Below are 21,765 nucleotides of genomic sequence, written 5' to 3' on the forward strand. Positions count from 1 at the left end.
GTCCTGCCCATGACGGCGTCGACCGCCCCGGCCGCGCCCACCGGCGGCCACCCGCAGCGCTGGCTGATCCTCGGCGTCATCTGCCTCGCCCAGCTCACCGTGCTGCTCGACAACACCGTGCTCAGCGTCGCCATCCCCTCGCTGACCTCGGAACTCCACGCGACCACCACCGACATCCAGTGGATGATCAACGCGTACTCGCTCGTCCAGTCCGGCCTCCTGCTCAGCGCGGGCAACGCCGCCGACCGCTACGGCCGCAAGAAGCTCCTCGCCGCCGGCCTCGCGCTCTTCGGCCTCGGCTCGCTCGCCGCCGGCCTCGCCGACTCCACCACGCAGCTGATCGCCGCCCGCGCGGGCATGGGCGTCGGCGGCGCGCTCCTCATGACCACCACGCTCGCCGTCGTCATGCAGATCTTCGACGACTCCGAGCGGGTCAAGGCCATCGCGCTCTGGTCCACGGTCGCCTCGCTCGGCTTCGCCGGCGGGCCGCTGATCGGCGGCGTGATCCTCAACCACTTCTGGTGGGGAATGATCTTCCTCATCAACATCCCGGTCGCGCTCCTCGCGCTCGTCGCCGTCCTCAAGCTGGTCCCCGAGTCCAAGAACCCGCAGGGCGACCGCCCCGACCTGCTCGGCGCGCTGCTCTCCACGATCGGCATGACGGCCGTCGTGTACGCGATCATCACCGGCCCCGAGCACGGCTGGCTCTCCCTCGAAGTCCTGATACCGGCCGCCATCGGCGTCCTCGGACTCGGCGCCTTCGCGCTGTGGGAGCTGCACACCCCGTACCCGATGCTCGACATGCACTTCTTCCGCAACCAGAAGTTCGTCGGCGCCATAGGCGGTTCGATCCTCGTCATGTTCGGCATGGGCGGCTCGCTCTTCCTGCTCACCCAGCACCTGCAGTTCGTGCTCGGGTACGAGCCCCTGGAGGCCGGTCTGCGGATGGCGCCGCTCGCGCTGACGATCGTCGCCCTCAACCTCACCGGCATCGGCCCGAAGATCGTCATGAAGCTCGGCACCCCGCCCACGGTCGTCCTCGGCATGACCCTGGTCGCCGCCGGCCTCACCTCGATATCGCTGCTCGGCGGCGGCACCGACGGCAGCTACTGGGGCATGCTCCTCGGTCTGCTCCTGATGGGCGGCGGCATCGCCGTCTCCTCCCCGGCCATGGCCAACGCGATCATGAGCTCGATCCCGCCGGAGAAGGCGGGCGTGGGCGCCGGCATCAACGGCACCCTCGCCGAGTTCGGCAACGGCCTCGGCGTCGCCGTCCTCGGAGCCGTGCTCAACGCCCGCTTCGCCGCGCTCGTCGCCGTCACCGCGACCTCGCTCCCGGCCGCCCTCGCCGCGGCGGGCAGCGCGGCCGAGCGCCAGGAGATCTCCGACGCCTTCGCCTCCGGCCTCCAGACCAGTCAGCTGGTCGGCGCGATCGCCGTCTTCGCCGGCGGTCTGGTCGCCGCGGCCCTGCTCCGGCGGGCCGAACGGACGGAGGCCAGGGCCGCGACGGCGACCGAGGCGGCGAAGCGGATCGAGACGGCTGCATAGCATGGTGACGGACCGCTGACAGACGGAGGAACGCGATGGTCAAGGCAGCAGACCGGGCCAAGAACCCGGCGCGTTCCAGCGTCTGGCTGGAGACCCGGGCCGCCCGCAGCGGCGGCGGCCCGGCGGGGCTCGACCGGGACAGGATCGTCGCCGCCTCGATCCGGATGCTCGACGAGGAGGGCCTGGCCAAGCTGTCGATGCGCAAGCTCGCGACCGAGCTGGGCGTCACCGCCATGTCCCTCTACTGGTACGTGGACACCAAGGACGACATCATCGAGTACGCCGTGGACACGGTCTACGGCGAGATCGACCTCGACGTGGTCGACGCCGCGGGGGACTGGCGGGAGCGGATCCGGGTACTTGCCCTGGACTACCGCCGGATGCTGGTGAACCACCCGTGGATGTCGCCGTGCGCGGGCCAGTACCTGAACATCGGCCCGCACGCGATCCTCGTCGGCGGGAAGATCCAGGAGGCGATCCGGGACACCGGGCTGCCGATGGCCCGTCAACCGAGCGCGATGTCGGCGGTCTTCCAGTTCGTGTACGGATACGGGACGATCCAGTCCCAGTTCGAGCGGCGGGCGGCCGAGGCCGGCATGTCGCAGGACGACTTCTACGGCGAGTCGGTCAGGGCCTTCCGCGACGACCCGCAGTTCGTCGACGCGCTGGAGCCGATGGCGGAGATCCTCGACGAGCGCGCCTCGCACGGCAGCGTCACCGCCATCTGGGACCGCGACTTCGACTACGCCCTGGAGGTGCTCATCGCGGGCATCGAGGTCATGGTCGAGCGGAGCCGCACGGAGGACACCCCGGGGGCGTGAGCACCGGGTGGGGACGTGACGGAGCCCCGGGGGCATGAGCACCGGGTCCGGACACGACGAAGCCCGGAGCTCATGCTCCGGGCTTCGTCATGACGGAGCGGCGGGCCGTCCCCTGCCCGCCGCTCCGTTCCCGACCCGGCCGCGCCTCCGCTCGAAGCGCGGCCGGGAGTCTCTTTACTTGTCGTCAGCCGTGACCGTGCTGCTCTTGAGGGCGACTTCCTTGATGAACAGGGTCACCACGAAGGCGAGCAGCGCGAACGGTGCCGCGTAGAGGAAGACGTCGCCGACGCCGTGTCCGTACGCGCTCTCCATGACCGTGCGGATCGGGCCCGGCAGCTTGTCCATGTCCGGGATCCCGCCGCCCGAGCCGGCCTGGCCCATGGCGCCAGCGGCCTTCGGACCGAGCTCGGCCAGGCCTTCCTTGACGTAGTCCGTGACCCGGTGGGCCATGACCGCGCCCAGCGCCGAGACGCCGATCGCACCGCCGAGGGAGCGGAAGAAGGTGACGACGGAGGAGGCGGCGCCGAGGTCGGCGGGGTCCACCTGGTTCTGGGTGCAGAGCACGAGGTTCTGCATCATCATGCCGAGGCCGAGGCCGAGGACCGCCATGAAGATCGCGATGTGCCAGTACGTCGTGTCGTAGCGGATCGTGCCGAGCATCCCGAGCCCGCCGGCGGCCAGGGCACCGCCGCTGACCAGCCACGCCTTCCACTTGCCGGTCTTCGTGATGATCATGCCGGAGGCGGTGGACGAGACGAACAGGCCCGCGATCATCGGGATGGTGAGGACGCCGGACATCGTCGGCGACTCGTTCCGCGCCAGCTGGAAGTACTGGCTGAAGAAGACCGTGCCGGCGAACATCGCGACACCCACGAAGAGCGAGGCGAGCGAGGCCAGGGTGATCGTGCGGTTGCGGAAGAGGCGGAGCGGGATGATCGGCTCGCCGGCCTTCGACTCGACGAGGACGAAGATCCCGCCGAGCGCGATCGCGCCGAGCACCATCACGGCGCTCTGCCAGGACATCCAGTCGTACTTGTCGCCGGCGAAGGTGACCCAGATGAGGAGCAGGGAGACGGCGGCGCTGATGAAGAACGCGCCCGCCCAGTCGACCTTGACCTGGCGCTTCACGACGGGGAGGTTGAGGGTCTTCTGCAGGACGATCAGCGCGATGAACGCGAAGGGCACGCCCACGTAGAAGCACCAGCGCCAGCCGAGCCAGTCGGTGTCGGTGATGACGCCGCCGAGCAGCGGGCCGCCGACGGTGGCGACGGCGAAGGTCGCACCGAGGTAGCCGCTGTACCGGCCGCGCTCACGCGGGGCGATCATCGCGGCCAGGATGATCTGGGAGAGGGCGGTCAGACCGCCGACGCCGATGCCCTGGACGACACGGCAGGCGATGAGCATGCCCGTGCTCTGCGAGAGGCCGGCGACGATCGAGCCCGCGACGTAGATGATCAGGGCTATCTGGACGAGCAGCTTCTTCGAGAAGAGGTCCGCGAGCTTGCCCCAGAGCGGGGTGGTCGCGGTCATCGAGAGGAGTGCTGCGGTGACCACCCAGGTGTACGCGGACTGGCCGCCGCCCAGGTCGGTGATGATCTGGGGGAGGGCGTTGGAGACGATCGTCGAGGACAGGATGGCGACGAACATGCCGAGCAGCAGGCCGGACAGCGCCTCCATGATCTGCCGGTGCGTCATCGGGGCGCCGCCGGTCGCGGTGTCCCCTTGCTGGGCGCTCCCGCCGCGCACACCGGTGGCAGGTGTGGTGGTAGCCATCAAGTTCCTTCGTTCTCAAGCGTGGTGGGCCCGGCAGTCCCCGAAGGAGTCGCGGAGGCGGGCAAGCAGGTCGGTGAGCAGTTCGACGTCGTCGTCGGACCACTCGACGAGGGTGCGGGCGAGCATGTCGGTCAGCCGTCGGTCGAGGACGGCGAGCATGGACTCGCCCGCGGGGGTCAGGTGCAGGATGCGGGAGCGTTTGTCGGCGGGGTCGGGCAGTCGCTCGACCCAGCCGCGGTCCACGGTGTGGGCCACGTGGCGACTGCTGACCGACATGTCGACGGCCATCAGTTCGGACACGCGGCCGATCCGCACGTCCCCGTGGTGGTGGAGCAGGGCGAGGACGATGGCGGATCCGCCGGGGCAGTCGGCGGGCAGGGTCCGCGCGAGACCGCGCTTCACCGCTCCGATCGCGCTCACCTGGCGGGCGAGGTTCTCGTAGCGCTTGCCGTGGTCCATCGGATCCGTCGGGTCCATCGGGCACTCCATGGATGTTGTTGCTTAGGGCAACGATAGAGATGGATGGTTGCTTCAGGCAAACTAAATCGGTCAAACGGCGCTAAAGAATCGGCAAAGCGCGGTCGGGGTGGCGTCGGGGCGGCTTCGCGGCCCTGGAGGAGGGTGACGGGCTTGGGCCCCCCACCCGCACTTCGCTAGGGTCCTGGCTCATGGCACACAACCCCCAAGCACCGTACGGCCAGGGCCAGGCACCCCAGGGGCAGGGCCCCGAGGGCTACGACCCCGCCGGCAGCACGCAGATGTTCCGCGCCTTCGTCGACGAGGGCGCCCCGCAGCGGCAGCAGCCGCAGGCCGCGGCTCCGGCGGCGGCGCCGGCCGGACCGCGCGTCGGCCTGATCGTCGGCGTCGTCGCGGTGATCGTCGTCCTGGCGGCCGTCGCCTGGCTCGCCCTCGGCTGACCGCTCGTCCCTCCCGCACGCTCCAGGTGGGCCGGGTCCGCATCACGCGGACCCGGCCCACCTTCGCGTTCAGCCCGTCTCGCGGTCCAGGGCGGGGGCGGGCTCGCGGTCCAGGGCGGGGGCGAGCAGCGCGAAGGCCCGGCCGATCAGGACCGTCGGGTCCTCGGTGGCCCCGTCGGCGCTCCAGTGGTGCAGCACCGTGTCGAACGCCGCGACGGCCATGCCCGCGGCCAGCCGCGGAAAGAGATCGGCACCGGGGTCGAGCCCCAGCCGCTCCGTCAGCTCCTCCGTCAGTTCCTCCCGCCACCGCGCCTCGTGCTCAAGGAAGCGGGCGAGCAGCGCCGGCGTCCGCAGGATCAGCCGGACCACCGGCAGCGCGCGCTCCGCGTGATCGCCGCAGAGGGCCAGCGGTACGGAGACGGCGTGCAGCAGTGCCTCGGAGGGGCGCTCCTCGGGCGGCCGGGCGGCGAGGCCCGCGCGCATGTCGGCGCCCATGTCGGCCAGGAACTGGACGACCACGTCCTCCTTCGACGCGAAGTAGCGGAAGAACGTGCGCTTGGAGACCCCCGCGGTGGTCGCGATCTCGTCGACGGTGACCGCGTCGAAGCCCCTGAGGGCGAGCAGCTGGAGCGCTGCCTCGGTCAGCTCGGTCGCGACGAGCTGGCGTTTGCGCTGGGCGAGGGTGACGTCGGGGCGGGTGCTCACGGGGAGATGGTAACCCGGTGCCCTTGATGACACCAGGATGCGCACTTGACACTCGGTGACACCAGCGGCAGCGTGTGTCGTATGACCAAGAAGCAGAGCTGGACCGCCGACCGCATCCCGGACCAGACAGGACGGGTCTTCGTCGTCACCGGGGCCACCAGTGGCCTCGGCCTCGCGACGACCCGGGCGCTCGCCCGCCGGGGCGGGCGCGTGATCCTCGCGGTACGGGACGAGGAGAGGGGGCGCGCGGTCGTCGAGGGCCTGGTGACGGAGGAGGGCCCCCTGGACGCCCGCCTGCTCGACGTGCGGCGGCTCGACCTCGCCGACCTCGACTCGGTACGCGCCTTCGCCACCCGTCTGCACGAGGAGCACCGGCACCTCGACGTGCTCGTCAACAACGCGGGCGTGATGGCGCCGCCCCGCACCCTGAGCGCCCAGGGCCACGAGCTCCAGTTCGCCACCAACCACCTCGGCCACTTCGCCCTCACCGGGCTGCTCCTCGACCTGCTCGCCGCCGGGCGGGACCCCCGGGTGGTCACCGTCAGCTCGATCAACCACCGGCAGGGCCGCCTCCGGTTCGACGACCTCGACGGCGAGCACGGCTACGCGCCCATGGCCTTCTACAACCAGTCGAAGCTGGCCAACGCCGTCTTCGGCCGGGAGTTCCACCGCCGCCTGACCGGGGCCGGAAGCCCGGTCCGCAGCGTGCTCGCCCACCCCGGCTACACGGCGACGAGCCTCCAGACCCGGGACACGCGCGGCCTGACGCGGCTGGTCTTCGGCCGCATCGGCAACCCGCTGCTCGCCCAGTCCCCGGAGCGGGGCGCGCTGCCCCAGCTGTACGCGGCGACCGGGCCGGACGTGGCGGGCGGCGAGTTCATCGGCCCGGACGGTCCGGCCGAACTGCGGGGCGCGCCGACCCGCGTACGCCTCTCCGACGCGGCGGCCGATGCCGACACGGGGCGCCGGCTGTGGGAGGTGTCAGAGGGCCTGACGGGGGTGCGCTTCCCGCTCGTCACTGCCAGCTGACCGTGACCTGCCGGGTGTCGATCCGCATGCCCAGCGGCACCCGCCAGGAGTCCACGCACACGCGGTACGTCTGCGTCCGCGCGGTCCCGGCGGCGATCGGCGCCGGCAGGGGCTGGCTGGAGGTGAGCGTCGCCCAGTCGACGCCCAGGGCGCCGATGACGTGCGTGGCGAAGGCGACCGTGCCGGAGCGGGCCGCCGTGCCGCCGGTGTTCCTGAAGGTGACGGTCACCTGCTCGCACCAGCGCCGGTCGGCGTCCGCGAGGACGGGCGCGGAGACGGTCAGCGCGGCGGGCCGGGGCGCGGGGGTGGGGGACGGCGACGGCGAGGAGGGCGGGGTGGTCGGCGGGGCGGACGACGGCCCGGGGCCGCCGGTGCCGGGAGCGCCGGAGGGGGTACGGGGCGGGGTGCCGCTGCCGGCCCCCGGAGCCGTACTGGAGGTGCCGGAGCCGCCGGAGCCGCCGGGCGCGGAGGTCGTCGGAGCCGTACCGGACCCTGTACCGGAAGACCCCGTACCGGAGGAGCCCGTACCGGATGAGCCCGAGCCGCCCGGCGTGGCAGAGGAGTCGGAGGGGTCGGAGGCGTCGGACGAAGTCCCCGTACCCCCGCCCACCGCATCCGACGACGACGATGACGAAGAGGAAGACGCCGCTGGGGACGAACCCGACGGTGCAGGCGCCGGGGACGACGTGCTGGAGGTCGTCCCGCTCGCCGTGGGGCTGTCCAGGGGGATCAGCGTGACCGCGCCCGAGGGGGCGACCGCGCCTCTCGGGGAGGGGCCGGCGCCGACCGCCGCGTACCCCTCGCCGTCTCCTCCACCGCCACAGGCGGTCAGCGCCCCGCCGAGGCAGAGCGCCACCGCCACGAGTCCCGGCTTCCTTCGCCTCATGCATCACAGTGTGGCTGACGGATCGTCAGCAAGGCGTGGTTTTCGGGAAGTCAGTCGGAGATGAGGCCCTCGCGCAGCTGGGCCAGGGTGCGGGTGAGCAGCCGCGAGACGTGCATCTGGGAGATGCCGACCTCCTCGCCGATCTGCGACTGGGTCATGTTGGCGAAGAAGCGCAGCATGATGATCTGTCGCTCCCTCGGCGGGAGTTTGGCCAGCAGCGGCTTGAGCGACTCGCGGTACTCGACGCCTTCGAGCGCGGTGTCCTCGTAGCCGAGGCGGTCGGCGAGCGAGCCCTCGCCGCCGTCGTCCTCGGGGGAGGGCGAGTCGAGGGACGAGGCCGTGTAGGCGTTGCCGACCGCGAGGCCGTCGACGACGTCCTCCTCCGACACCCCGAGCACCGCGGCGAGTTCGGGGACGGTGGGGGAGCGGTCGAGCTTCTGCGCGAGCTCGTCGCTGGCCTTGGTGAGGGCGAGCCGCAGCTCCTGGAGCCGGCGCGGCACGCGCACCGACCAGGACGTGTCGCGGAAGAACCGCTTGATCTCGCCGACGACCGTGGGCATGGCGAACGTCGGGAACTCCACGCCCCGTTCGCAGTCGAAGCGGTCGATCGCCTTGATCAGGCCGATGGTGCCGACCTGGACGATGTCCTCCATCGGCTCGTTGCGGGAGCGGAAGCGGGCCGCCGCGTACCGCACGAGGGGGAGGTTGAGCTCGATGAGGGTGTCGCGGACGTAGGTCCGCTCCGGGCTGTCGGAGGCCGCGCCTTCGGTGTCGAGGGCGCGCAGCCGCAGGAACAGGGAGCGCGAGAGGGTGCGGGTGTCGAGGGCCCCGGACGAGACGACCACGGGCGGCGGAGGCGTGGCCTCCGCGCTCTCGGCCGCGGTCGGAGCCGTCGTCTGCGTGGGCACGGGAACGGGCGTGAGCGTGAGCACCTTCGAGCTGCCCAGTTCTGTGGACATGCCACCCCCTTGAGGTCGCGGACGGTCGCGGTGGCCGCGACCATCTGAGGAACGCAGCCACCACCTGAATACCGGCGGCGGGGCTGCGGCAAACTCGGTTCCAGCAGAATGTCACATGTCGGCAACACGCTGTAGTGACTTGTCGACAAGCAGACGGTGCATTTCCGCAGGAAACAAGGGGTGTACGGCATTTGGGGTGCCGCAGAACTGCTCCGAACCGGTCTACCCGTTTCGGTTACGCCTCGATTCTGTTTGCGGATCTCAAACGCGCGAAGCTGCGGGCGAGGAGCCTTGACACGTGCATCTGCGAGACGCCGAGTTCCTGACTGATCTGAGACTGGGTCAAGTTGCTGTAGTAGCGCAGCATCAGGATCCGCTGCTCGCGCTCGGGCAGCTGGACGAGCAGGTGCCGGACGAGGTCCCGGTGCTCGACGCCGGCCAGCGCGGGGTCCTCGTAGCCGAGCCGGTCGAGCAGTCCGGGCAGCCCGTCGCCCTCCTGCGCGGCCTCCAGGGAGGTCGCGTGGTACGAGCGTCCGGCCTCGATGCAGGCGAGCACCTCGTCCTCGCCGATCCGCAGCCGCTCGGCGATCTCGGCGGTCGTGGGGGAGCGGCCGTGAGCGGTCGTCAGGTCCTCCGTGGCGCCGTTCACCTGGACCCACAGCTCGTGCAGCCTGCGCGGCACGTGCACGGTCCGGACGTTGTCGCGGAAGTACCGCTTGATCTCGCCGACGACCGTGGGCATGGCGAAGGTCGGGAACTGCACGCCACGGTCGGGGTCGAAGCGGTCGATGGCGTTGATCAGGCCGATGGTGCCGACCTGGACGACGTCCTCCATCGGCTCGTTGCGGGAGCGGAAGCGGGCCGCCGCGTACCGCACGAGGGGGAGGTTGGCCTCGATGAGGGCCCCGCGTACGCGGTGGTGCTCGGGCGTGCCCGGTTCCAGGTGCTTGAGCTGCCCGAAGAGCACCTGGGTGAGGGCGCGGGTGTCGGCGCCACGGGTGCTCTGGGGGCGCGGGCGCGGGGTCTCCGCGCCCGCCTCGTGCTGGGGCGGGACCTGTGGCGCTGTACTGGCCGGCACGTTCACGCCACCCCTTTGGCTGGTCTTGCTGGTCGACTGGGTCAACTACGGTCAACTCATCCGTCAAAAGCGGTCATAGCATCACAAGACATGTCCACTGTGTGCAAGCACCGTATAGCCACGTGTTGAGGGCATGTTGGAGCAAAAAGGGGAGGCCAGGGGCGGCCGGGGGGTGCTCGGGGGGAGGCGGGAAACCCACGAGGCCCCCCGCCGTGACGGCGGGGGGCCTCGACAGAGGTGTGTCTAGAACGCGTAGTCGGCGATCACCCAGGTGGCGAACTCGCGCCACTGGGCGACACCCGCCTGGTGCGCGGGGTGCTCCAGGTAGCGCTGGAGGGCGTCCTTGTCCTCGACGGCCGAGTTGATGGCGAAGTCGTACGCGATCGGCCGGTCCGTGATGTTCCAGTCGCACTCCCAGAACCTCAGCTCGGGGATCTGCTCGCCGAGCGCGCGGAACGCCTCGACGCCGGCGACGACGCGCGGCTCGTCGCGCTCGACACCCTCGTTGAGCTTGAAGAGGACCAGATGGCGGATCACGGAGAGGGCTCCTAGTTGATGAGTTCCGTCATGAACTCGCCGACGCCCTGCGCGGCACCGGCAATGCCCTCGAACCCTACTCCCACGAGATCCGCCGCCCGCTCTGGGGAGTTGATGATCGTGTACAGCACAAAGACCGCGACCGCGTACAGCGCGACCTTCCTCGCTTGCACCACTGTTCAGCCCTCCCTGTCCCCCGCCGTACGAACCGCGCCACTCTAACCGAGCCTTTATGGACCAAGGGCCCGGAGATCGAGGCCTTTTGCCGCCCCCCGGAAGAGTGACGGGCGAGCAGTATGGATGTCGAGCCCGGAGGATCTGGCAGGAATCCGAAGGGCTTCTGGAACCGGCCCGCACTGCGGGGTCCGCGCCGCGAGCTTCCCCCCTGACTGCGGCGCAGGACTTGTAGGTCCGGTTCTCATCGGGGGGAGCGGCTTGTCCCCCCGATGCCGTTCCCCCCGTCCTACGGAGAAGGCCCCGGCCCGCGCCCTGCGCGCGGACCGGGGCCTTTCCCGTACGTACGCGCCCGCGGGCATGCGGGGGATACGCCGAAGGGCCCGGTGCTGATGCACCAGGCCCTTCGATCGAAGCGGTAGCGGAGGGATTTGAACCCTCGGTGACTTGCGCCACACTCGCTTTCGAGGCGAGCTCCTTCGGCCGCTCGGACACGCTACCGAGAGAGAGCTTAGCCGAAACTGGCGCTGCGATGAAATCCGTATCGACGCGCAGGTCGGAGCGGTGGTCAGCGGGTGCGGAAGAAGGCCGTCAGCTGCTCCGCGCACTCCTCGCCGAGGACGCCGTGGATCACCTCGGGGCGGTGGTTGAGCCGCCGGTCCCGTACGAGGTCCCAGAGCGAGCCCGCCGCGCCCGCCTTCTCGTCGAGCGCGCCGAACACCACCCGCTCGACCCGCGACTGGACGAGCGCGCCGGCGCACATCACGCACGGCTCCAGGGTGACGACGAGCGTGCAGCCCGTCAGACGCCACTCCCCGGTCGCCGCGGCCGCCCGCCGCAGGGCGAGGACCTCGGCGTGGGCGGTCGGGTCGCCGGCCGCCTCCCGCTCGTTGTGCGCGCGGGAGAGGACCGTGCCGTCCGGGGCGAGCACGACCGCGCCCACCGGTACGTCACCGGCGGGCGCGGCCGCGTCGGCCTCGGCGAGGGCGAGCCGCATGGCGTCCCGCCAGGGGTCCCGTACGGGATCGGCGCCGGGCAGCCGTACGGGATCGGCGCCGGGCGTCGGTACGGGGTCGGGGTCGGGGTCGGGGACTGCGTGGGCCACTAGCGGACGGCCTCCAGGACCTCCGCGGCGCCCAGCGCGTCCGCGATCACCGCGAGCGCGTCGCTGTCGAGCGCCCGGAGCTCGCGCTCCGAGAGACCGAGGTCCGCGAGGACCAGCGCGTCGCCCACGGGAGCGGCCGGCACGGCCTCGGCGGCCGGTCCCGCCCGCTCGTCGTCGTCATCGTCGGCGTCGGAAGCGAGGGGTTCCCCGTCCTCCGTGCCGTCCAGGTCCAGCGACTCCAGCTCGTCGAGCTCGGCGTCGAGGTCGTCGCCGAGGATCTCCCGGGTGAGGATCTCCCCGTACGAGGAACGGGCGGCGGCGGCGCCGTCGGAGACGTAGATCCGAGGGTCTTCCTCACCCTCGATCCGGACGACCCCGAACCACGCGTCCTCCTGCTCGATGTAGACGATCACCGTGTCGTCGTCCGAGGCCTCACGGGCGAGCTCGGCCAGATCCGACAGGGTCTCCACGTCGTCGAGCTCCGTGTCGCTCGCTTCCCACCCGTCTTCGGTGCGCGCGAGCAGTGCGGCGAAGTACACCTGACTCTCTCCCACTGATCAGAGGTGTGACGTTCCGGCGGCGCGCTCCTGATGCCCCGCCCAATCGGCATCGTGACAGAAACAGGGCGCTCAGGAGAGGTCTTCGGCTCTTGCGTCGTGCATCAGTCTGAAGGGCACCGCCATCGGGCGGGCGTGCGACCCCGGCGCACACAGGGGGCGCACGGCGGGCCGTGCCGGGCGGTCTCACCAGCGGAAGGTCCGCATGCGCATGGCCTGACGCATCCGGGCGGCCCGGGCGCGCCGCGGCTGCACGCGCTCGCGCAGCGCCTTGGCCTCGTTCAGCTCGCGGAGGAACTGGGCGCGGCGCCTGCGGCGCTGCGCGTCGGTCTCCGGTGCCGGTCGATCGGCCGCCCCCTCGGCGGCTTCCTCGGCCGGTTCTTCCAGGTCGGGCATCGGCCACACCACCCCATCGCTGGGTCCCTGTGCCCCCACCTTCCCCCAGCGGCGTGGGTCGACGCCAGTGCGGGGCGGGCTACTGTTGAGTCATGCGTCTCCACGTCGTCGACCACCCTCTGGTCGCCCACAAGCTCACCACCCTGCGCGACAAGCGCACGGACTCCGCGACCTTCCGCCGTCTCGCCGACGAGCTGGTCACCCTGCTCGCCTACGAGGCCACCAGGGACGTGCGGACCGAGCAGGTCGACATCGAGACCCCCGTCACGCCCACGACCGGTGTGAAGCTCTCGTACCCCCGTCCGCTGGTGGTCCCGATCCTGCGTGCCGGGCTCGGCATGCTCGACGGCATGGTCCGCCTGCTCCCGACGGCCGAGGTCGGCTTCCTGGGCATGATCCGCAACGAGGAGACGCTGGAGGCGTCGACCTACGCCACGCGGATGCCGGAGGACCTCTCGGGGCGCCAGGTGTACGTCCTGGACCCGATGCTGGCGACCGGCGGCACGCTGGTCGCGGCGATCCGGGAACTGATCAAGCGCGGCGCCGACGACGTGACCGCGGTCGTGCTCCTCGCCGCCCCGGAGGGCGTCGAGATCATGGAGCGCGAGCTCGCGGGCACGCCGGTGACCGTCGTGACGGCCTCGGTCGACGAGCGGCTCAACGAGAACGGCTACATCGTCCCGGGCCTGGGCGACGCGGGCGACCGCATGTACGGCTCCGCCGAGTAGCAGTCACAGCCGGCTCCGCCGAGGAGAAGTCGCAGCCGGCTCCGCCGAGCAGCAGCGGCTTCTCTCAGCACTTTCCGGTCGGTACGGGCGCGGGCTTGGTGAGGGCGACCAGGGCCGCGTCCGCCGTCGTCTTCGGGGACAGCGTCTTGAACGCCGTCCCGATGATGAGGTCGACGTCCGCCGTGGCCCGGGTGTCCGTCTTGGTCGTGGCGCCCTTGAGCTGGGTGCCGAGGACCGGGAAGGCGCCCTTGGTCGCCGCGGGCGCGCCGAGCAGCAGCCCCGCGCCGGGGACCTTCTTGTCGAAGGCGGCGGGAGCGTTCCCCACCTTGCCGATCTTGAAGCCGCGCTTCTTGAGCTCGTCCGCGGTCGTCTTGGCGAGTCCGCTGCGCGGGGTCGCGTTGTAGACGTTGACCGTGATCTGGCCGGGCTTGGGGAGGGCGGCGGCGGGCGGGGTCGTCGCCTTGGCCACGGGCTTGCAGTCGGCCTGTTTCCCGGCGGTCGTCTTCTTGCCCTCGTCGCCGGAGAAGACGTCGACGAGCTGGAGCGTGCCCCAGCCGGCCGCGCCCAGAACGACCACGGAGGCCGCGGCCGCGAGGATGATCCGGCGCCGGCGGTGGGGGCGGCGCATGCGCGGGTAGACATCCCCCGTGATGCGGTACTTTCCGCCCATTCCGGGGGGAGTGAGCATGCTCATGAACGCAGCGTAATGCCGCCCGTCGGCGATGCCTACTTGATGATCATGTGATCGCGTCCGGATGGGGGCGAACTGACCCCGAAAGGGTCAGCCGCGGGTCACTCGGCGGTCAGTCCATTTCCAGGACGCGGGCGTGCAGCACCTGGCGCTGCTGGAGCGCCGCGCGGACGGCGCGGTGCAGTCCGTCCTCGAGGTAGAGGTCGCCGCGCCACTTCACGACGTGCGCGAAGAGGTCGCCGTAGAAGGTGGAGTCCTCGGCGAGCAGCGTCTCCAGGTCCAGCTGGCCCTTGGTGGTGACGAGCTGGTCGAGGCGGACCGGGCGCGGGGCGACGTCAGCCCACTGCCGGGTGCTTTCCCGGCCGTGGTCGGGATACGGCTTTCCGTTTCCGATGCGCTTGAAGATCACACGGAAAGCCTACCGGGCGAGCGGCTCCCGGCGCAGCCACGCGAGGGCGGTGGGATGCTGGTGCGAACCGTGACAAAAGCGAAATCAAGGTGCCGTCATGAGCGTCAGTGAGCAGAGCGCGCAGCCGCCCGCCCCCCTTGCCGGGCCCGCCGCCGACATCGCCGCCGGGTACGCCTTCGACGGTGCGGCACTCGATCTGGGGGCGCTGCTCTGGGACGGTGCATGTCACCCGGACGCGCCGGTGCGCATCCCGCTGCCGATGCTCAACCGCCACGGTCTGGTCGCCGGCGCCACCGGCACCGGCAAGACGAAGACGCTCCAGCTGATCGCCGAGCAGCTCTCGGCCCATGGCGTGCCGGTCTTCCTCGCCGACATCAAGGGCGACGTCTCGGGGATCTCGGCCCCCGGCGCGGACGGCGAGAAGGTGCGGGAGCGGGCCGCCCAGGTCGGCCAGGAGTGGCGGGGTACGGGCTTCCCCTGCGAGTTCTACGGGCTCGGGGGCATCGGCCCCGGCATCCCGGTGCGGGCCACGGTGACCAGCTTCGGCCCGGTCCTGCTCTCCAAGGTGCTCCAGCTCAACCGGACGCAGGAGCAGTCGCTCGGCCTGATCTTCCACTACGCCGACTCCAAGGGCCTGGAGCTCGTCGACCTCAAGGACCTGCGGGCGGTGGTGGCCTTCCTGGTCTCGGACACCGGGAAGGCCGAACTGAAGGGGATCGGCGGGCTCTCGACGGTGACGGCCGGGGTGATCCTGCGGTCCATCACGGCGTTCGAGCAGCAGGGCGCGGGGGAGTTCTTCGGGGAGCCGGAGTTCGACACGAACGAGTTCCTGCGGACGGCGGCGGACGGGCGGGGGACCGTCTCGGTCCTGGAGCTGCCGGCCGTGCAGGACAAGCCGCAGCTGTTCTCGACCTTCCTCATGTGGATGCTGGCGGACCTCTTCAACGACCTTCCGGAGGTCGGCGACCTGGAGCAGCCGAAGCTGGTCTTCTTCTTCGACGAGGCGCACCTGCTGTTCAAGGGGGCGTCGAAGGCGTTCCTGGAGTCGATCACGCAGACGGTCCGGCTGATCCGCTCGAAGGGCGTGGGGATCTTCTTCGTGACCCAGACGCCGAAGGACGTTCCCTCGGACGTGCTCGCCCAGCTCGGCAACCGGGTGCAGCACGCGCTGCGCGCGTTCACCCCGGACGACGCGAAGGCCCTGAAGGCGACGGTGCGGACCTTCCCGAACTCCCCGTACGACCTGGAGGAGGTGCTCACGGGCCTCGGTACGGGCGAGGCGGTGGTCACCGTACTGAGCGAGAAGGGCGCGCCGACGCCGGTGGCGGCGACGCGGCTGCGGGCGCCCGAGTCGCTGATGGGGCCGATCGACGCGGCCGCCCTGGACGCCGCCGTGAAGGGGTCGCCGCTGTACGGGCGGTACGCGCAGGCGGTGGACCGGGAGTCGGCGTACGAGCGGCTGACGGCGGAGCAGCGGGCGGCGGAGGCGGCGGCGCTCGAAGCGGCGGCGAAGGAGGCCGAGAAGGAGGCCGAGAAGGGCGGGACGGCGTCCGGACAGCAGGGAGCGAGGGCTCCGAAGCCGGAGCCCTCGCTCGCCGAACAGGTGGTGGGCAGTGGGATCTTCAAGTCCCTCGCCCGGTCGGTCGGCACCCAGCTGGGCCGGGAGATCAGCCGCTCGATCTTCGGGACGGCCCGCCGGAGGCGCTGACCTCCCCGTGGACCGCGTGCTACTCGGTGACCTCGTGGTGGTCGTCGTGCAGGCCGCCGCCGCTGCCCGCGTCACCGGTGGTCGGAACGGAGACGACCGGCTTGCGCAGGGAGGAGATGTCGTGGGCGTAGGTGCCCACGGCGTTGGCGATGACGTCGATGTTGACGTCGAAGGCCTTCATGTTGATGTTGCGGATGTCGTCGCCCTTGGCGTGGTAGTTCACGTCGTACGCGACGCCCGCCTCGCCGCCGTACTTGGCGGCCTGGGCGGCGGTCTTGATGCCCTCGGCGCCGGTGAAGGTGCCGCCGGAGGGGATGCCGACCGCGATGAACGGGCCGTAGTCGGAGCGGCCGGTGAAGTCGGTGCCCTCGTGCGGGACCCCGCGCTGGTCCATGAAGTCGTTGATGTCGCGCTCCAGCTGGGCCGAGCCCTCCGGGCCCGCCTCGGCGCCGACGCCGTCGGAGTTGTCGCCGTCGTACACGAACAGGCCGTAGTTCGGCGAGGCGATCATGTCGAAGTTGAGGTAGAGCTTGATCTCGCTCTTGTCGAGCGCGGTGAGGTTGTCCACGTAGTGCTCGGAGCCGAGGAGGCCGTTCTCCTCCGCGGACCACCAGGCGAAGCGGACCTTGTTGCGGACCTTGTCCTTCGACTTGGCGAGCTCCAGGGCGGTCTGGAGGAGGCCGGCGGAGCCGGAGCCGTTGTCGTTGATGCCGGGGCCGGCGGTGACGGAGTCGAGGTGCGAGCCGAGCATCACGGTGTTGGCGGCGTTGCCGCCCCTGGTCTCCGCGATGACGTTGTTGGTGGAACGCTTCTCCTGGAGCTGGCGGATCTCCACGGAGAGCGAGACCGGGCCGTTCGCGAGGTCGGTGGTGAGCGCCGTGCCCTCGGCCAGGGTGAGACCGCCGGTCGGGAGCTTCCCGGAGGCGGGGTCGCCGAGGGTGCCGGAGAGGACGCCGTCGACGTTGTTGTAGACGAGGGCGGCGGCGGCGCCGGCCGTGGCGGCGTTCTGCTGCTTGATGGCGAAGCTGCAGCCACCGCGCTTGATCAGGGCGATCTTGCCGGTGAAGGTGCCGGAGGCGAAGTCGCCCGGCTCGCAGCCGGTGGTGCCGTCGGCGTCGACGGGCACGGCCGCGAGGGCCGCCGTGAGGCCGCCGACCGGGGTGGACTTGGTGTACGTCATCGCCTTGACGTCGAGCGTGCGGGGCGCGGGCGAGACGACGGAGGCCTTCTCGGCGAGCGTCTCCGTGAAGAGGAACTCGAACTTCTGGTACCGGACGTCGTAGCCGGCCTTCTTGAGCTGCGTGTAGACGTACGCGGCGGAGGCGTCGTGCCCCAGCGAACCGGCCGCGCGGTTGCCGCCGGCCGAGTCGGCTATCGCCTGGAACTTCTGCAGGTGCTTGAAGGCGTCCTGGCCGGAGGTCTCGCGGACCAGCTTCTTCGCCAGCTTGGCGGCGTCGCGGGCCGGCGCGGCCGCGGGGTCCTGGCCGGCGGTGGCGGGAGAGGCGAGCACCAGCGGGGTGGCGAGGGCGGCGGCGGCCAGAATGGCCGCGGCACGGCGCTGGGTTGCGTTCACAGAAGTCCTTCCCGGTACGGACGAGGTTGAGGGGAAGTTAGCGATCTCAGGGGGGTTCTGTGAACAGGTTCTGCGCAATTCCTGTCACCTTGAGCAGGATTGACATCTGGAATTATCAATTCCCGGATGATTTGCTGCTCTTGGTGGCTTTCGCCGCCTTCGCGGCGGCCTTCATCTCCTGCTTGTGGGCGCGCACCTTCGCGAGCGACTCGGGCCCGGTGATGTCGGCGGCCGAGCGGTACGAGCCCTGCTCGCCGTACGGCCCCGCCGCCTCCCGCCAGCCCGTGGGCCGCACCCCGTACTGCTTGCCGAGCAGCGCCAGGAAGATCTGCGCCTTCTGCTTCCCGAAGCCGGGCAGCGCCTGGAGCCGCGCGAGCAGCTCCTTCCCGGTGGCCGCGTCCGCCCAGACGGCCTCGGCGTCGCCCCCGTACTCCTCGACCAGGAACCGGCAGAGCTGCTGCACGCGCTGGGCCATCGAGCCCGGGTAGCGGTGCACGGCCGGCTTCTCGGAGAGCAGCGCGGCGAACTCCTCCGGGTCGCGGACGGCGATCTCGTGGGCGTCGAGATCGTCCGCCCCGAGCCGTGAGGCGATCGTGTACGGGCCGGAGAACGCCCACTCCATCGGGACCTGCTGGTCCAGGAGCATGCCGACGAGCGCGGCGAGCGGCGAACGCCCGAGCAGCTCGTCGGCCTCGGGCTGCTGGGCGAGATGGATCTCGGGGGCCTGGGGCTTGGTGCTCATGAACCGATCATCCCGCCCGCGCCGGGCGTCCGCCCGGTGGGTTCACCCCATCGCGAAGCGGTCCAGGGCCGCCAGGACCAGCTTCCGGGTCTGCTCGCCGCCCAGGTGGCCGGCGTCCTCGACCACGTGCAGTTCGGCGTCCGGCCAGGCGCGGGAGAGCTCCCAGGCGGTGGCGAGCGGGCCGCCCATGTCGAGCCTGCCGTGGATCAGGACGCCGGGGATTCCGGCGAGCCGGTGCGCGTCGCGGATCAGGGCGCCCTCCGCCAGCCAGGCGCCGTGGGCGAAGTAGTGCGAGCAGATCCGGACGAAGCCGAGCCGGGTGTCGTCGACCCGGTCGGTGTACGGGGTGCCCTGGCCCTCCATCGACAGGACGGCGTCCTCCCAGGCGCACCAGTCGGCCGCCGCCTTCTCCCGTACGGCCCTGTCGGGGTCGTTCATCCGGGCGGCGTACGCGCTCACGAGCTCGGCGGCCCCGTCGGTCGCGGCCCCGTCGACCCCGGCGCGGAAGCGGTCGTGGGCCTCCGGGAAGAACCGGCCGACGCCCTCGTACAGCCAGGCCGTCTCGGAGCGGCGGGTGGTCGTGACGGCCGCGATGACGATCTCCGTGACGCGCTCCGGGTACGCCTCCGCGTACGCCAGGATCAGCGTGGAGCCCCAGGAGCCGCCGTACAGCAGCCAGCGGTCGATCCCGAGGTGCTCGCGCAGCCGCTCCATGTCGGCCACCAGGTGCGCGGTGGTGTTCACGGACAGGTCGGCGGCCGGGTCGCTCGCGTGCGGGGTGGAGCGCCCGCAGCCGCGCTGGTCGAAGAGGACGACCCGGTACGCCGCCGGGTCGAAGTAGCGCCGGTTGCGCGGCGAGGACCCGGAGCCCGGCCCGCCGTGCACGACGAGCGCGGGCCTGCCCGCCGGGTTGCCGGACACCTCCCAGTGGACGAGGTTGCCGTCGCCCACGTCGAGCAGGCCCTGGTCGTACGGTGCGGTCTCGGAGTACATCCGACCGAGGCTACCGACCCCGGACGCGCACCGCCGGGTCCTCGCACCATTCCAGGAGCGAGGCCCATTCCCCGTACCCCGAATCGGGGTTGAGGTGCGCGCCGCCCGGGACGTGGTCCGTGTCGAGGCCGAGCGGGGTGCCGTAGTGGACGTCGGCGCCCTCGGGGCAGTACGGGTCGCCGTCCCCGTACACGAGCCGGGCCGCCAGGCCCTTCTCCGCCAGGTCGAGGCCGTCGGCGAACGCGGCGATCTCCGGGATGGACGCGGTCACCGGCGGCGAGGGCGGGGCGACGAGCAGCACCCGGTCGGCGGCCGGCCGCCGCTCCCCGGCCCGCAGCCACAGCAGCACCGACAGGCTGTGCGCGAGGACCGTGAACTCGCCCTCGGCCGGGCGCTTCCCGTGCTCCTCCAGGGCCGCGAGCCAGTCCGCGAGGACGGGCGCGTCCGCCTCGGGCAGCTGCGGGTAGCGCACCTCGTGGCCGCGCGCCCGCAGCTCCCCGGCGAGCCAGTGCTGCCAGTGGCCGGCGGGACGGTGGTTCTGGAAGCCGTGCAGGATCAGGTACGTGGTCATGGCACGATCCTGCGACCGCCGCCCGCTCCCGGTCCACCACCGTCCACGGAGCGGGCGCGGGAACCGGCGGACGGTCAGCCCCGCAGGGTCAGCAGCTCCCGTACGCCCGCCTTCAGGCGCTCGCTCGACAGCTCCTGCTCGACCGTCAGGTGGTGCATGACGTCCGGCGAGAACGAGGCGAGCGTCAGGTGCGCGAGGAGCGTGGCGTCGGAGCCGGGCCTCAACTCCCCGATGAGCAGCGCGACATGGGTGTGCATCACCCGGTAGGCACCGCTGTGGTAGCGGGCGCGGGGCGCCGCGGAGTGGGCGGCGAGCAGGATCTCGCGCTGCTCGCCGACCCGGTCGACGAGCGCGTCGAGGAAGGCGTCGAGCCGCTCGGCGGCCGGGGCGCCGGGCCCGAGCGGCGGCGGGCCGCTCATGTACGCCTCCTGGAACTGGCGCTCGCGGTCGTCGAGCAGGGCCCACAGGAGCTGGGAGACGTCGCCGAAGCGGCGGTAGACGGTGCCGACGCCGATGCCGCTGGCGTGGGCGACCTGGTTCATGGTGACGGCCTCGGGGCCGTCCTCGGCGACGATCCGGGCGGCCGCGTCGAGGATCTTGCGCCGGTTGCGGGCGGCGTCGGCGCGCTCGGGGGCGGGGCCGCCGCCGACGGTGGGGAGCAGGCTGAGCATCGGCGCCGCCGCGTTCCCGCTCTGCGGTTCTCTCGTGCTCATCTGCCGGCTCCTGTCCTTCGTGCGTTCGTCCGCGCTCGCCCGTGTTCCCCCGCGTTCCCTCGGCCGCTCCTTGAAGTGAGCATACCTGCTGCCCTTGCAAACCGGATAGCAATCCGTTTAACCTCGAACCATCGAAGCGGAAAAGAATCCGGTTGAGGGAGTTCGTCATGTCCGTCAAGGTCGCCGTCATCTACTACTCGGCCACCGGTGCCGTCCACCAGCTCGCCCAGGCCGTCGCCGAGGGCGCAGAGAAGGCCGGCGCGGAGGTCCGCCTGCGCCGGGTGTCCGAGCTCGCCCCCGACGCCGCCATCGACGCGAACCCGGCCTGGCGCGCCCACGTCGACGCCACGGGTGACGTGGAGACCGCCACGCTGGACGACCTGGAGTGGGCCGACGCGTACGCGCTGGGTTCCCCGACCCGCTTCGGCAACGTCGCCGCCCAGCTCAAGCAGTACGTCGACACCTCGGGCGGCCTGTGGCAGCGCGGCGTCATGGCGGACAAGGCCGCCACCGCCTTCACCAGCGCCCACAACGTCCACGGCGGCAACGAGTCGACGCTGCTCGCGCTCTACAACACCTTCCACCACTGGGGCTCGGTCATCGTCTCGCCCGGCTTCACCGACCCGGCCGTGTACGCGGCCGGCGGCAACCCCTACGGCACCTCCCACCCCGGCGCCAACGGCGCCCCGGAGGAGAACGTCCTCCAGGCCGCCCGGTACCAGGGCGCCCGCCTGACGCGGATCGCGAAGCGCCTGAAGGGCCTCGCGGACGACTGACGACTGGCGACTGAGTACGTGAGAAATGCCGAGCGCCCCCGGGGACATCCCGGGGGCGCTCGGCGTCTCTGGTCAGGGTGGCTCTATGCCAGCGACAGGAAGAGCTTCTCCAGGCGCGCCCGCATGGCATCGCGGTCCTCGCCGTTCTTCCGGCCGTCCTCGATGTCGGTCAGGCACTGCTGGAGCCCGGTCGCGATGATCGCGAACCCGGCCCGGTCGAGGGCGCGGGAGGCGGCGGCGAGCTGGGTCACGACCTCCTCGCAGTCGCGCCCCTCCTCGATCATCCGGATCACGCCGGCGATCTGGCCCTGGGCCCGGCGCAGCCGGTTCAGTACGGCCTTGAGCTCCGCGCCCGCGAGATCGAGTTCCACGATGA

The 21,765-nt window shown here is 71.4% G+C and carries 25 protein-coding genes, 1 tRNA gene and 1 pseudogene; 7 read left to right on the top strand and 20 right to left on the bottom strand.

The window, feature by feature from the left end; genetic code table 11:
- Positions 1 to 9: 9 nt before the first annotated feature.
- Both ACZ6K0_RS21095 and ACZ6K0_RS21100 read left to right on the top strand, forming a co-directional pair.
- On the top strand, positions 10 to 1,548 hold the full coding sequence (locus ACZ6K0_RS21095) for an MFS transporter (protein WP_469231362.1): 1,539 nt from the start codon (positions 10 to 12) through the stop codon (positions 1,546 to 1,548).
- 35 nt (positions 1,549 to 1,583) lie between these two features.
- Positions 1,584 to 2,369, top strand: coding sequence for a TetR/AcrR family transcriptional regulator (locus tag ACZ6K0_RS21100; protein WP_376398128.1), 786 nt, complete (start codon positions 1,584 to 1,586; stop codon positions 2,367 to 2,369).
- A gap of 195 nt (positions 2,370 to 2,564) precedes the next feature.
- On the opposite strand, the pseudogene ACZ6K0_RS21105 reads toward ACZ6K0_RS21100, so the two are convergent.
- Together ACZ6K0_RS21105 and ACZ6K0_RS21110 are read right to left on the bottom strand one after the other, a co-directional pair.
- Positions 2,565 to 4,064: pseudogene (locus tag ACZ6K0_RS21105) on the bottom strand (MDR family MFS transporter); the annotation flags it as partial.
- Between the two features lie 93 nt (positions 4,065 to 4,157).
- Positions 4,158 to 4,601: a MarR family winged helix-turn-helix transcriptional regulator gene (locus ACZ6K0_RS21110; protein ID WP_376398468.1), complete on the bottom strand. Its 444-nt coding sequence runs from the start codon at positions 4,599 to 4,601 to the stop codon at positions 4,158 to 4,160.
- A 209-nt stretch (positions 4,602 to 4,810) separates the two neighbouring features.
- Between ACZ6K0_RS21110 and ACZ6K0_RS21115 the strand changes: the two genes are divergently transcribed.
- Positions 4,811 to 5,059, top strand: coding sequence for a hypothetical protein (locus ACZ6K0_RS21115; RefSeq protein WP_376398134.1), 249 nt, complete (start codon positions 4,811 to 4,813; stop codon positions 5,057 to 5,059).
- 69 nt (positions 5,060 to 5,128) lie between these two features.
- Here ACZ6K0_RS21115 and ACZ6K0_RS21120 read toward each other — a convergent pair whose 3' ends face one another.
- Complete coding sequence (locus ACZ6K0_RS21120; RefSeq protein WP_469231364.1) at positions 5,129 to 5,764, bottom strand: TetR family transcriptional regulator; 636 nt, start codon at positions 5,762 to 5,764, stop codon at positions 5,129 to 5,131.
- Positions 5,765 to 5,845: 81 nt separating this feature from the next.
- Between ACZ6K0_RS21120 and ACZ6K0_RS21125 the strand changes: the two genes are divergently transcribed.
- Positions 5,846 to 6,793 carry an oxidoreductase gene (locus ACZ6K0_RS21125; protein WP_469231366.1) on the top strand — a complete coding sequence of 316 codons (948 nt, stop codon included), beginning with the start codon at positions 5,846 to 5,848 and terminating at the stop codon, positions 6,791 to 6,793.
- On the opposite strand, the gene ACZ6K0_RS21130 is transcribed toward ACZ6K0_RS21125, so the two are convergent.
- The 9 genes from ACZ6K0_RS21130 to ACZ6K0_RS21170 all read right to left on the bottom strand — a co-directional run bounded on the left by ACZ6K0_RS21130 (position 6,780) and on the right by ACZ6K0_RS21170 (position 12,485).
- On the bottom strand, positions 6,780 to 7,679 hold the full coding sequence (locus ACZ6K0_RS21130) for a hypothetical protein (RefSeq protein ID WP_469231368.1): 900 nt from the start codon (positions 7,677 to 7,679) through the stop codon (positions 6,780 to 6,782). The genes ACZ6K0_RS21125 and ACZ6K0_RS21130 overlap by 14 nt on opposite strands.
- A gap of 50 nt (positions 7,680 to 7,729) precedes the next feature.
- On the bottom strand, positions 7,730 to 8,638 hold the full coding sequence (locus ACZ6K0_RS21135; protein WP_376398145.1) for an RNA polymerase sigma factor SigF: 909 nt from the start codon (positions 8,636 to 8,638) through the stop codon (positions 7,730 to 7,732).
- Between the two features lie 235 nt (positions 8,639 to 8,873).
- Entirely contained in the window at positions 8,874 to 9,716 is an 843-nt protein-coding gene (locus ACZ6K0_RS21140) for an RNA polymerase sigma factor SigF (protein WP_376398147.1), read from the bottom strand.
- Between the two features lie 243 nt (positions 9,717 to 9,959).
- Complete coding sequence (locus tag ACZ6K0_RS21145; protein ID WP_055642352.1) at positions 9,960 to 10,253, bottom strand: Dabb family protein; 294 nt, start codon at positions 10,251 to 10,253, stop codon at positions 9,960 to 9,962.
- A gap of 11 nt (positions 10,254 to 10,264) precedes the next feature.
- Complete coding sequence (locus ACZ6K0_RS21150) at positions 10,265 to 10,426, bottom strand: hypothetical protein (RefSeq protein ID WP_469576705.1); 162 nt, start codon at positions 10,424 to 10,426, stop codon at positions 10,265 to 10,267.
- A 417-nt stretch (positions 10,427 to 10,843) separates the two neighbouring features.
- A tRNA-Ser gene (locus tag ACZ6K0_RS21155) sits at positions 10,844 to 10,928 on the bottom strand.
- A gap of 67 nt (positions 10,929 to 10,995) precedes the next feature.
- Positions 10,996 to 11,424 carry a tRNA adenosine(34) deaminase TadA gene (tadA, locus tag ACZ6K0_RS21160; protein ID WP_376398471.1) on the bottom strand — a complete coding sequence of 143 codons (429 nt, stop codon included), beginning with the start codon at positions 11,422 to 11,424 and terminating at the stop codon, positions 10,996 to 10,998.
- Between the two features lie 107 nt (positions 11,425 to 11,531).
- Positions 11,532 to 12,071, bottom strand: a complete 540-nt coding sequence (locus ACZ6K0_RS21165) for a tRNA adenosine deaminase-associated protein (RefSeq protein WP_376398151.1) — start codon at positions 12,069 to 12,071, stop codon at positions 11,532 to 11,534.
- A gap of 204 nt (positions 12,072 to 12,275) precedes the next feature.
- Positions 12,276 to 12,485, bottom strand: coding sequence for a hypothetical protein (locus ACZ6K0_RS21170; protein ID WP_376398154.1), 210 nt, complete (start codon positions 12,483 to 12,485; stop codon positions 12,276 to 12,278).
- A gap of 92 nt (positions 12,486 to 12,577) precedes the next feature.
- Between ACZ6K0_RS21170 and upp the strand changes: the two genes are divergently transcribed.
- Entirely contained in the window at positions 12,578 to 13,213 is a 636-nt protein-coding gene (gene upp / locus ACZ6K0_RS21175; protein WP_024756127.1) for a uracil phosphoribosyltransferase, read from the top strand.
- 64 nt (positions 13,214 to 13,277) lie between these two features.
- Here upp and ACZ6K0_RS21180 read toward each other — a convergent pair whose 3' ends face one another.
- Positions 13,278 to 13,907 carry a LytR C-terminal domain-containing protein gene (locus ACZ6K0_RS21180; RefSeq protein ID WP_376398157.1) on the bottom strand — a complete coding sequence of 210 codons (630 nt, stop codon included), beginning with the start codon at positions 13,905 to 13,907 and terminating at the stop codon, positions 13,278 to 13,280.
- A 109-nt stretch (positions 13,908 to 14,016) separates the two neighbouring features.
- Positions 14,017 to 14,313: a type II toxin-antitoxin system VapB family antitoxin gene (locus ACZ6K0_RS21185; protein WP_017240525.1), complete on the bottom strand. Its 297-nt coding sequence runs from the start codon at positions 14,311 to 14,313 to the stop codon at positions 14,017 to 14,019.
- Between the two features lie 97 nt (positions 14,314 to 14,410).
- Here ACZ6K0_RS21185 and ACZ6K0_RS21190 point away from each other — a divergent pair, with 97 nt between their 5' ends.
- Positions 14,411 to 16,021 carry a helicase HerA-like domain-containing protein gene (locus tag ACZ6K0_RS21190; protein WP_469231371.1) on the top strand — a complete coding sequence of 537 codons (1,611 nt, stop codon included), beginning with the start codon at positions 14,411 to 14,413 and terminating at the stop codon, positions 16,019 to 16,021.
- A gap of 19 nt (positions 16,022 to 16,040) precedes the next feature.
- Here the strand turns inward: ACZ6K0_RS21190 and ACZ6K0_RS21195 are convergent, their stop codons facing one another.
- The 5 genes from ACZ6K0_RS21195 to ACZ6K0_RS21215 all read right to left on the bottom strand — a co-directional run bounded on the left by ACZ6K0_RS21195 (position 16,041) and on the right by ACZ6K0_RS21215 (position 20,613).
- On the bottom strand, positions 16,041 to 17,594 hold the full coding sequence (locus tag ACZ6K0_RS21195; RefSeq protein ID WP_469231373.1) for a M28 family metallopeptidase: 1,554 nt from the start codon (positions 17,592 to 17,594) through the stop codon (positions 16,041 to 16,043).
- A 115-nt stretch (positions 17,595 to 17,709) separates the two neighbouring features.
- Positions 17,710 to 18,336: an HhH-GPD-type base excision DNA repair protein gene (locus tag ACZ6K0_RS21200; protein ID WP_469231375.1), complete on the bottom strand. Its 627-nt coding sequence runs from the start codon at positions 18,334 to 18,336 to the stop codon at positions 17,710 to 17,712.
- A gap of 42 nt (positions 18,337 to 18,378) precedes the next feature.
- Entirely contained in the window at positions 18,379 to 19,329 is a 951-nt protein-coding gene (gene pip, locus ACZ6K0_RS21205) for a prolyl aminopeptidase (protein WP_376398170.1), read from the bottom strand.
- Between the two features lie 10 nt (positions 19,330 to 19,339).
- Positions 19,340 to 19,900 (bottom strand): RBBP9/YdeN family alpha/beta hydrolase, encoded by a 561-nt coding sequence (locus ACZ6K0_RS21210; RefSeq protein WP_376398172.1) that lies wholly within the window; start codon positions 19,898 to 19,900, stop codon positions 19,340 to 19,342.
- A 74-nt stretch (positions 19,901 to 19,974) separates the two neighbouring features.
- Positions 19,975 to 20,613: a TetR/AcrR family transcriptional regulator gene (locus tag ACZ6K0_RS21215; RefSeq protein ID WP_469231377.1), complete on the bottom strand. Its 639-nt coding sequence runs from the start codon at positions 20,611 to 20,613 to the stop codon at positions 19,975 to 19,977.
- A gap of 167 nt (positions 20,614 to 20,780) precedes the next feature.
- Here ACZ6K0_RS21215 and wrbA point away from each other — a divergent pair, with 167 nt between their 5' ends.
- Complete coding sequence (gene wrbA / locus ACZ6K0_RS21220; RefSeq protein WP_376398178.1) at positions 20,781 to 21,389, top strand: NAD(P)H:quinone oxidoreductase; 609 nt, start codon at positions 20,781 to 20,783, stop codon at positions 21,387 to 21,389.
- Positions 21,390 to 21,472: 83 nt separating this feature from the next.
- On the opposite strand, the gene ACZ6K0_RS21225 is transcribed toward wrbA, so the two are convergent.
- On the bottom strand, positions 21,473 to 21,760 hold the full coding sequence (locus tag ACZ6K0_RS21225; protein ID WP_141299218.1) for a metal-sensitive transcriptional regulator: 288 nt from the start codon (positions 21,758 to 21,760) through the stop codon (positions 21,473 to 21,475).
- Positions 21,761 to 21,765: the final 5 nt, after the last annotated feature.

The sequence above is a fragment of the Streptomyces sp. NPDC042346 genome, from assembly GCF_055581845.1.

Coding starts and splice junctions, on each gene's coding strand:
- ACZ6K0_RS21095 (WP_469231362.1), top strand. CDS start 10: ATGACGGCGTCGACCGCCCCGGCCGCGCCCACCGGCGGCCACCCGCAG.
- ACZ6K0_RS21100 (WP_376398128.1), top strand. CDS start 1,584: ATGGTCAAGGCAGCAGACCGGGCCAAGAACCCGGCGCGTTCCAGCGTC.
- ACZ6K0_RS21110 (WP_376398468.1), bottom strand. CDS start 4,601: ATGGACCACGGCAAGCGCTACGAGAACCTCGCCCGCCAGGTGAGCGCG.
- ACZ6K0_RS21115 (WP_376398134.1), top strand. CDS start 4,811: ATGGCACACAACCCCCAAGCACCGTACGGCCAGGGCCAGGCACCCCAG.
- ACZ6K0_RS21125 (WP_469231366.1), top strand. CDS start 5,846: ATGACCAAGAAGCAGAGCTGGACCGCCGACCGCATCCCGGACCAGACA.
- ACZ6K0_RS21130 (WP_469231368.1), bottom strand. CDS start 7,679: ATGAGGCGAAGGAAGCCGGGACTCGTGGCGGTGGCGCTCTGCCTCGGC.
- ACZ6K0_RS21135 (WP_376398145.1), bottom strand. CDS start 8,638: ATGTCCACAGAACTGGGCAGCTCGAAGGTGCTCACGCTCACGCCCGTT.
- tadA (WP_376398471.1), bottom strand. CDS start 11,424: ATGCGGCTCGCCCTCGCCGAGGCCGACGCGGCCGCGCCCGCCGGTGAC.
- ACZ6K0_RS21170 (WP_376398154.1), bottom strand. CDS start 12,485: ATGCCCGACCTGGAAGAACCGGCCGAGGAAGCCGCCGAGGGGGCGGCC.
- upp (WP_024756127.1), top strand. CDS start 12,578: ATGCGTCTCCACGTCGTCGACCACCCTCTGGTCGCCCACAAGCTCACC.
- ACZ6K0_RS21180 (WP_376398157.1), bottom strand. CDS start 13,907: ATGAGCATGCTCACTCCCCCCGGAATGGGCGGAAAGTACCGCATCACG.
- ACZ6K0_RS21190 (WP_469231371.1), top strand. CDS start 14,411: ATGAGCGTCAGTGAGCAGAGCGCGCAGCCGCCCGCCCCCCTTGCCGGG.
- ACZ6K0_RS21200 (WP_469231375.1), bottom strand. CDS start 18,336: ATGAGCACCAAGCCCCAGGCCCCCGAGATCCATCTCGCCCAGCAGCCC.
- pip (WP_376398170.1), bottom strand. CDS start 19,329: ATGTACTCCGAGACCGCACCGTACGACCAGGGCCTGCTCGACGTGGGC.
- ACZ6K0_RS21210 (WP_376398172.1), bottom strand. CDS start 19,900: ATGACCACGTACCTGATCCTGCACGGCTTCCAGAACCACCGTCCCGCC.
- ACZ6K0_RS21215 (WP_469231377.1), bottom strand. CDS start 20,613: ATGAGCACGAGAGAACCGCAGAGCGGGAACGCGGCGGCGCCGATGCTC.
- wrbA (WP_376398178.1), top strand. CDS start 20,781: ATGTCCGTCAAGGTCGCCGTCATCTACTACTCGGCCACCGGTGCCGTC.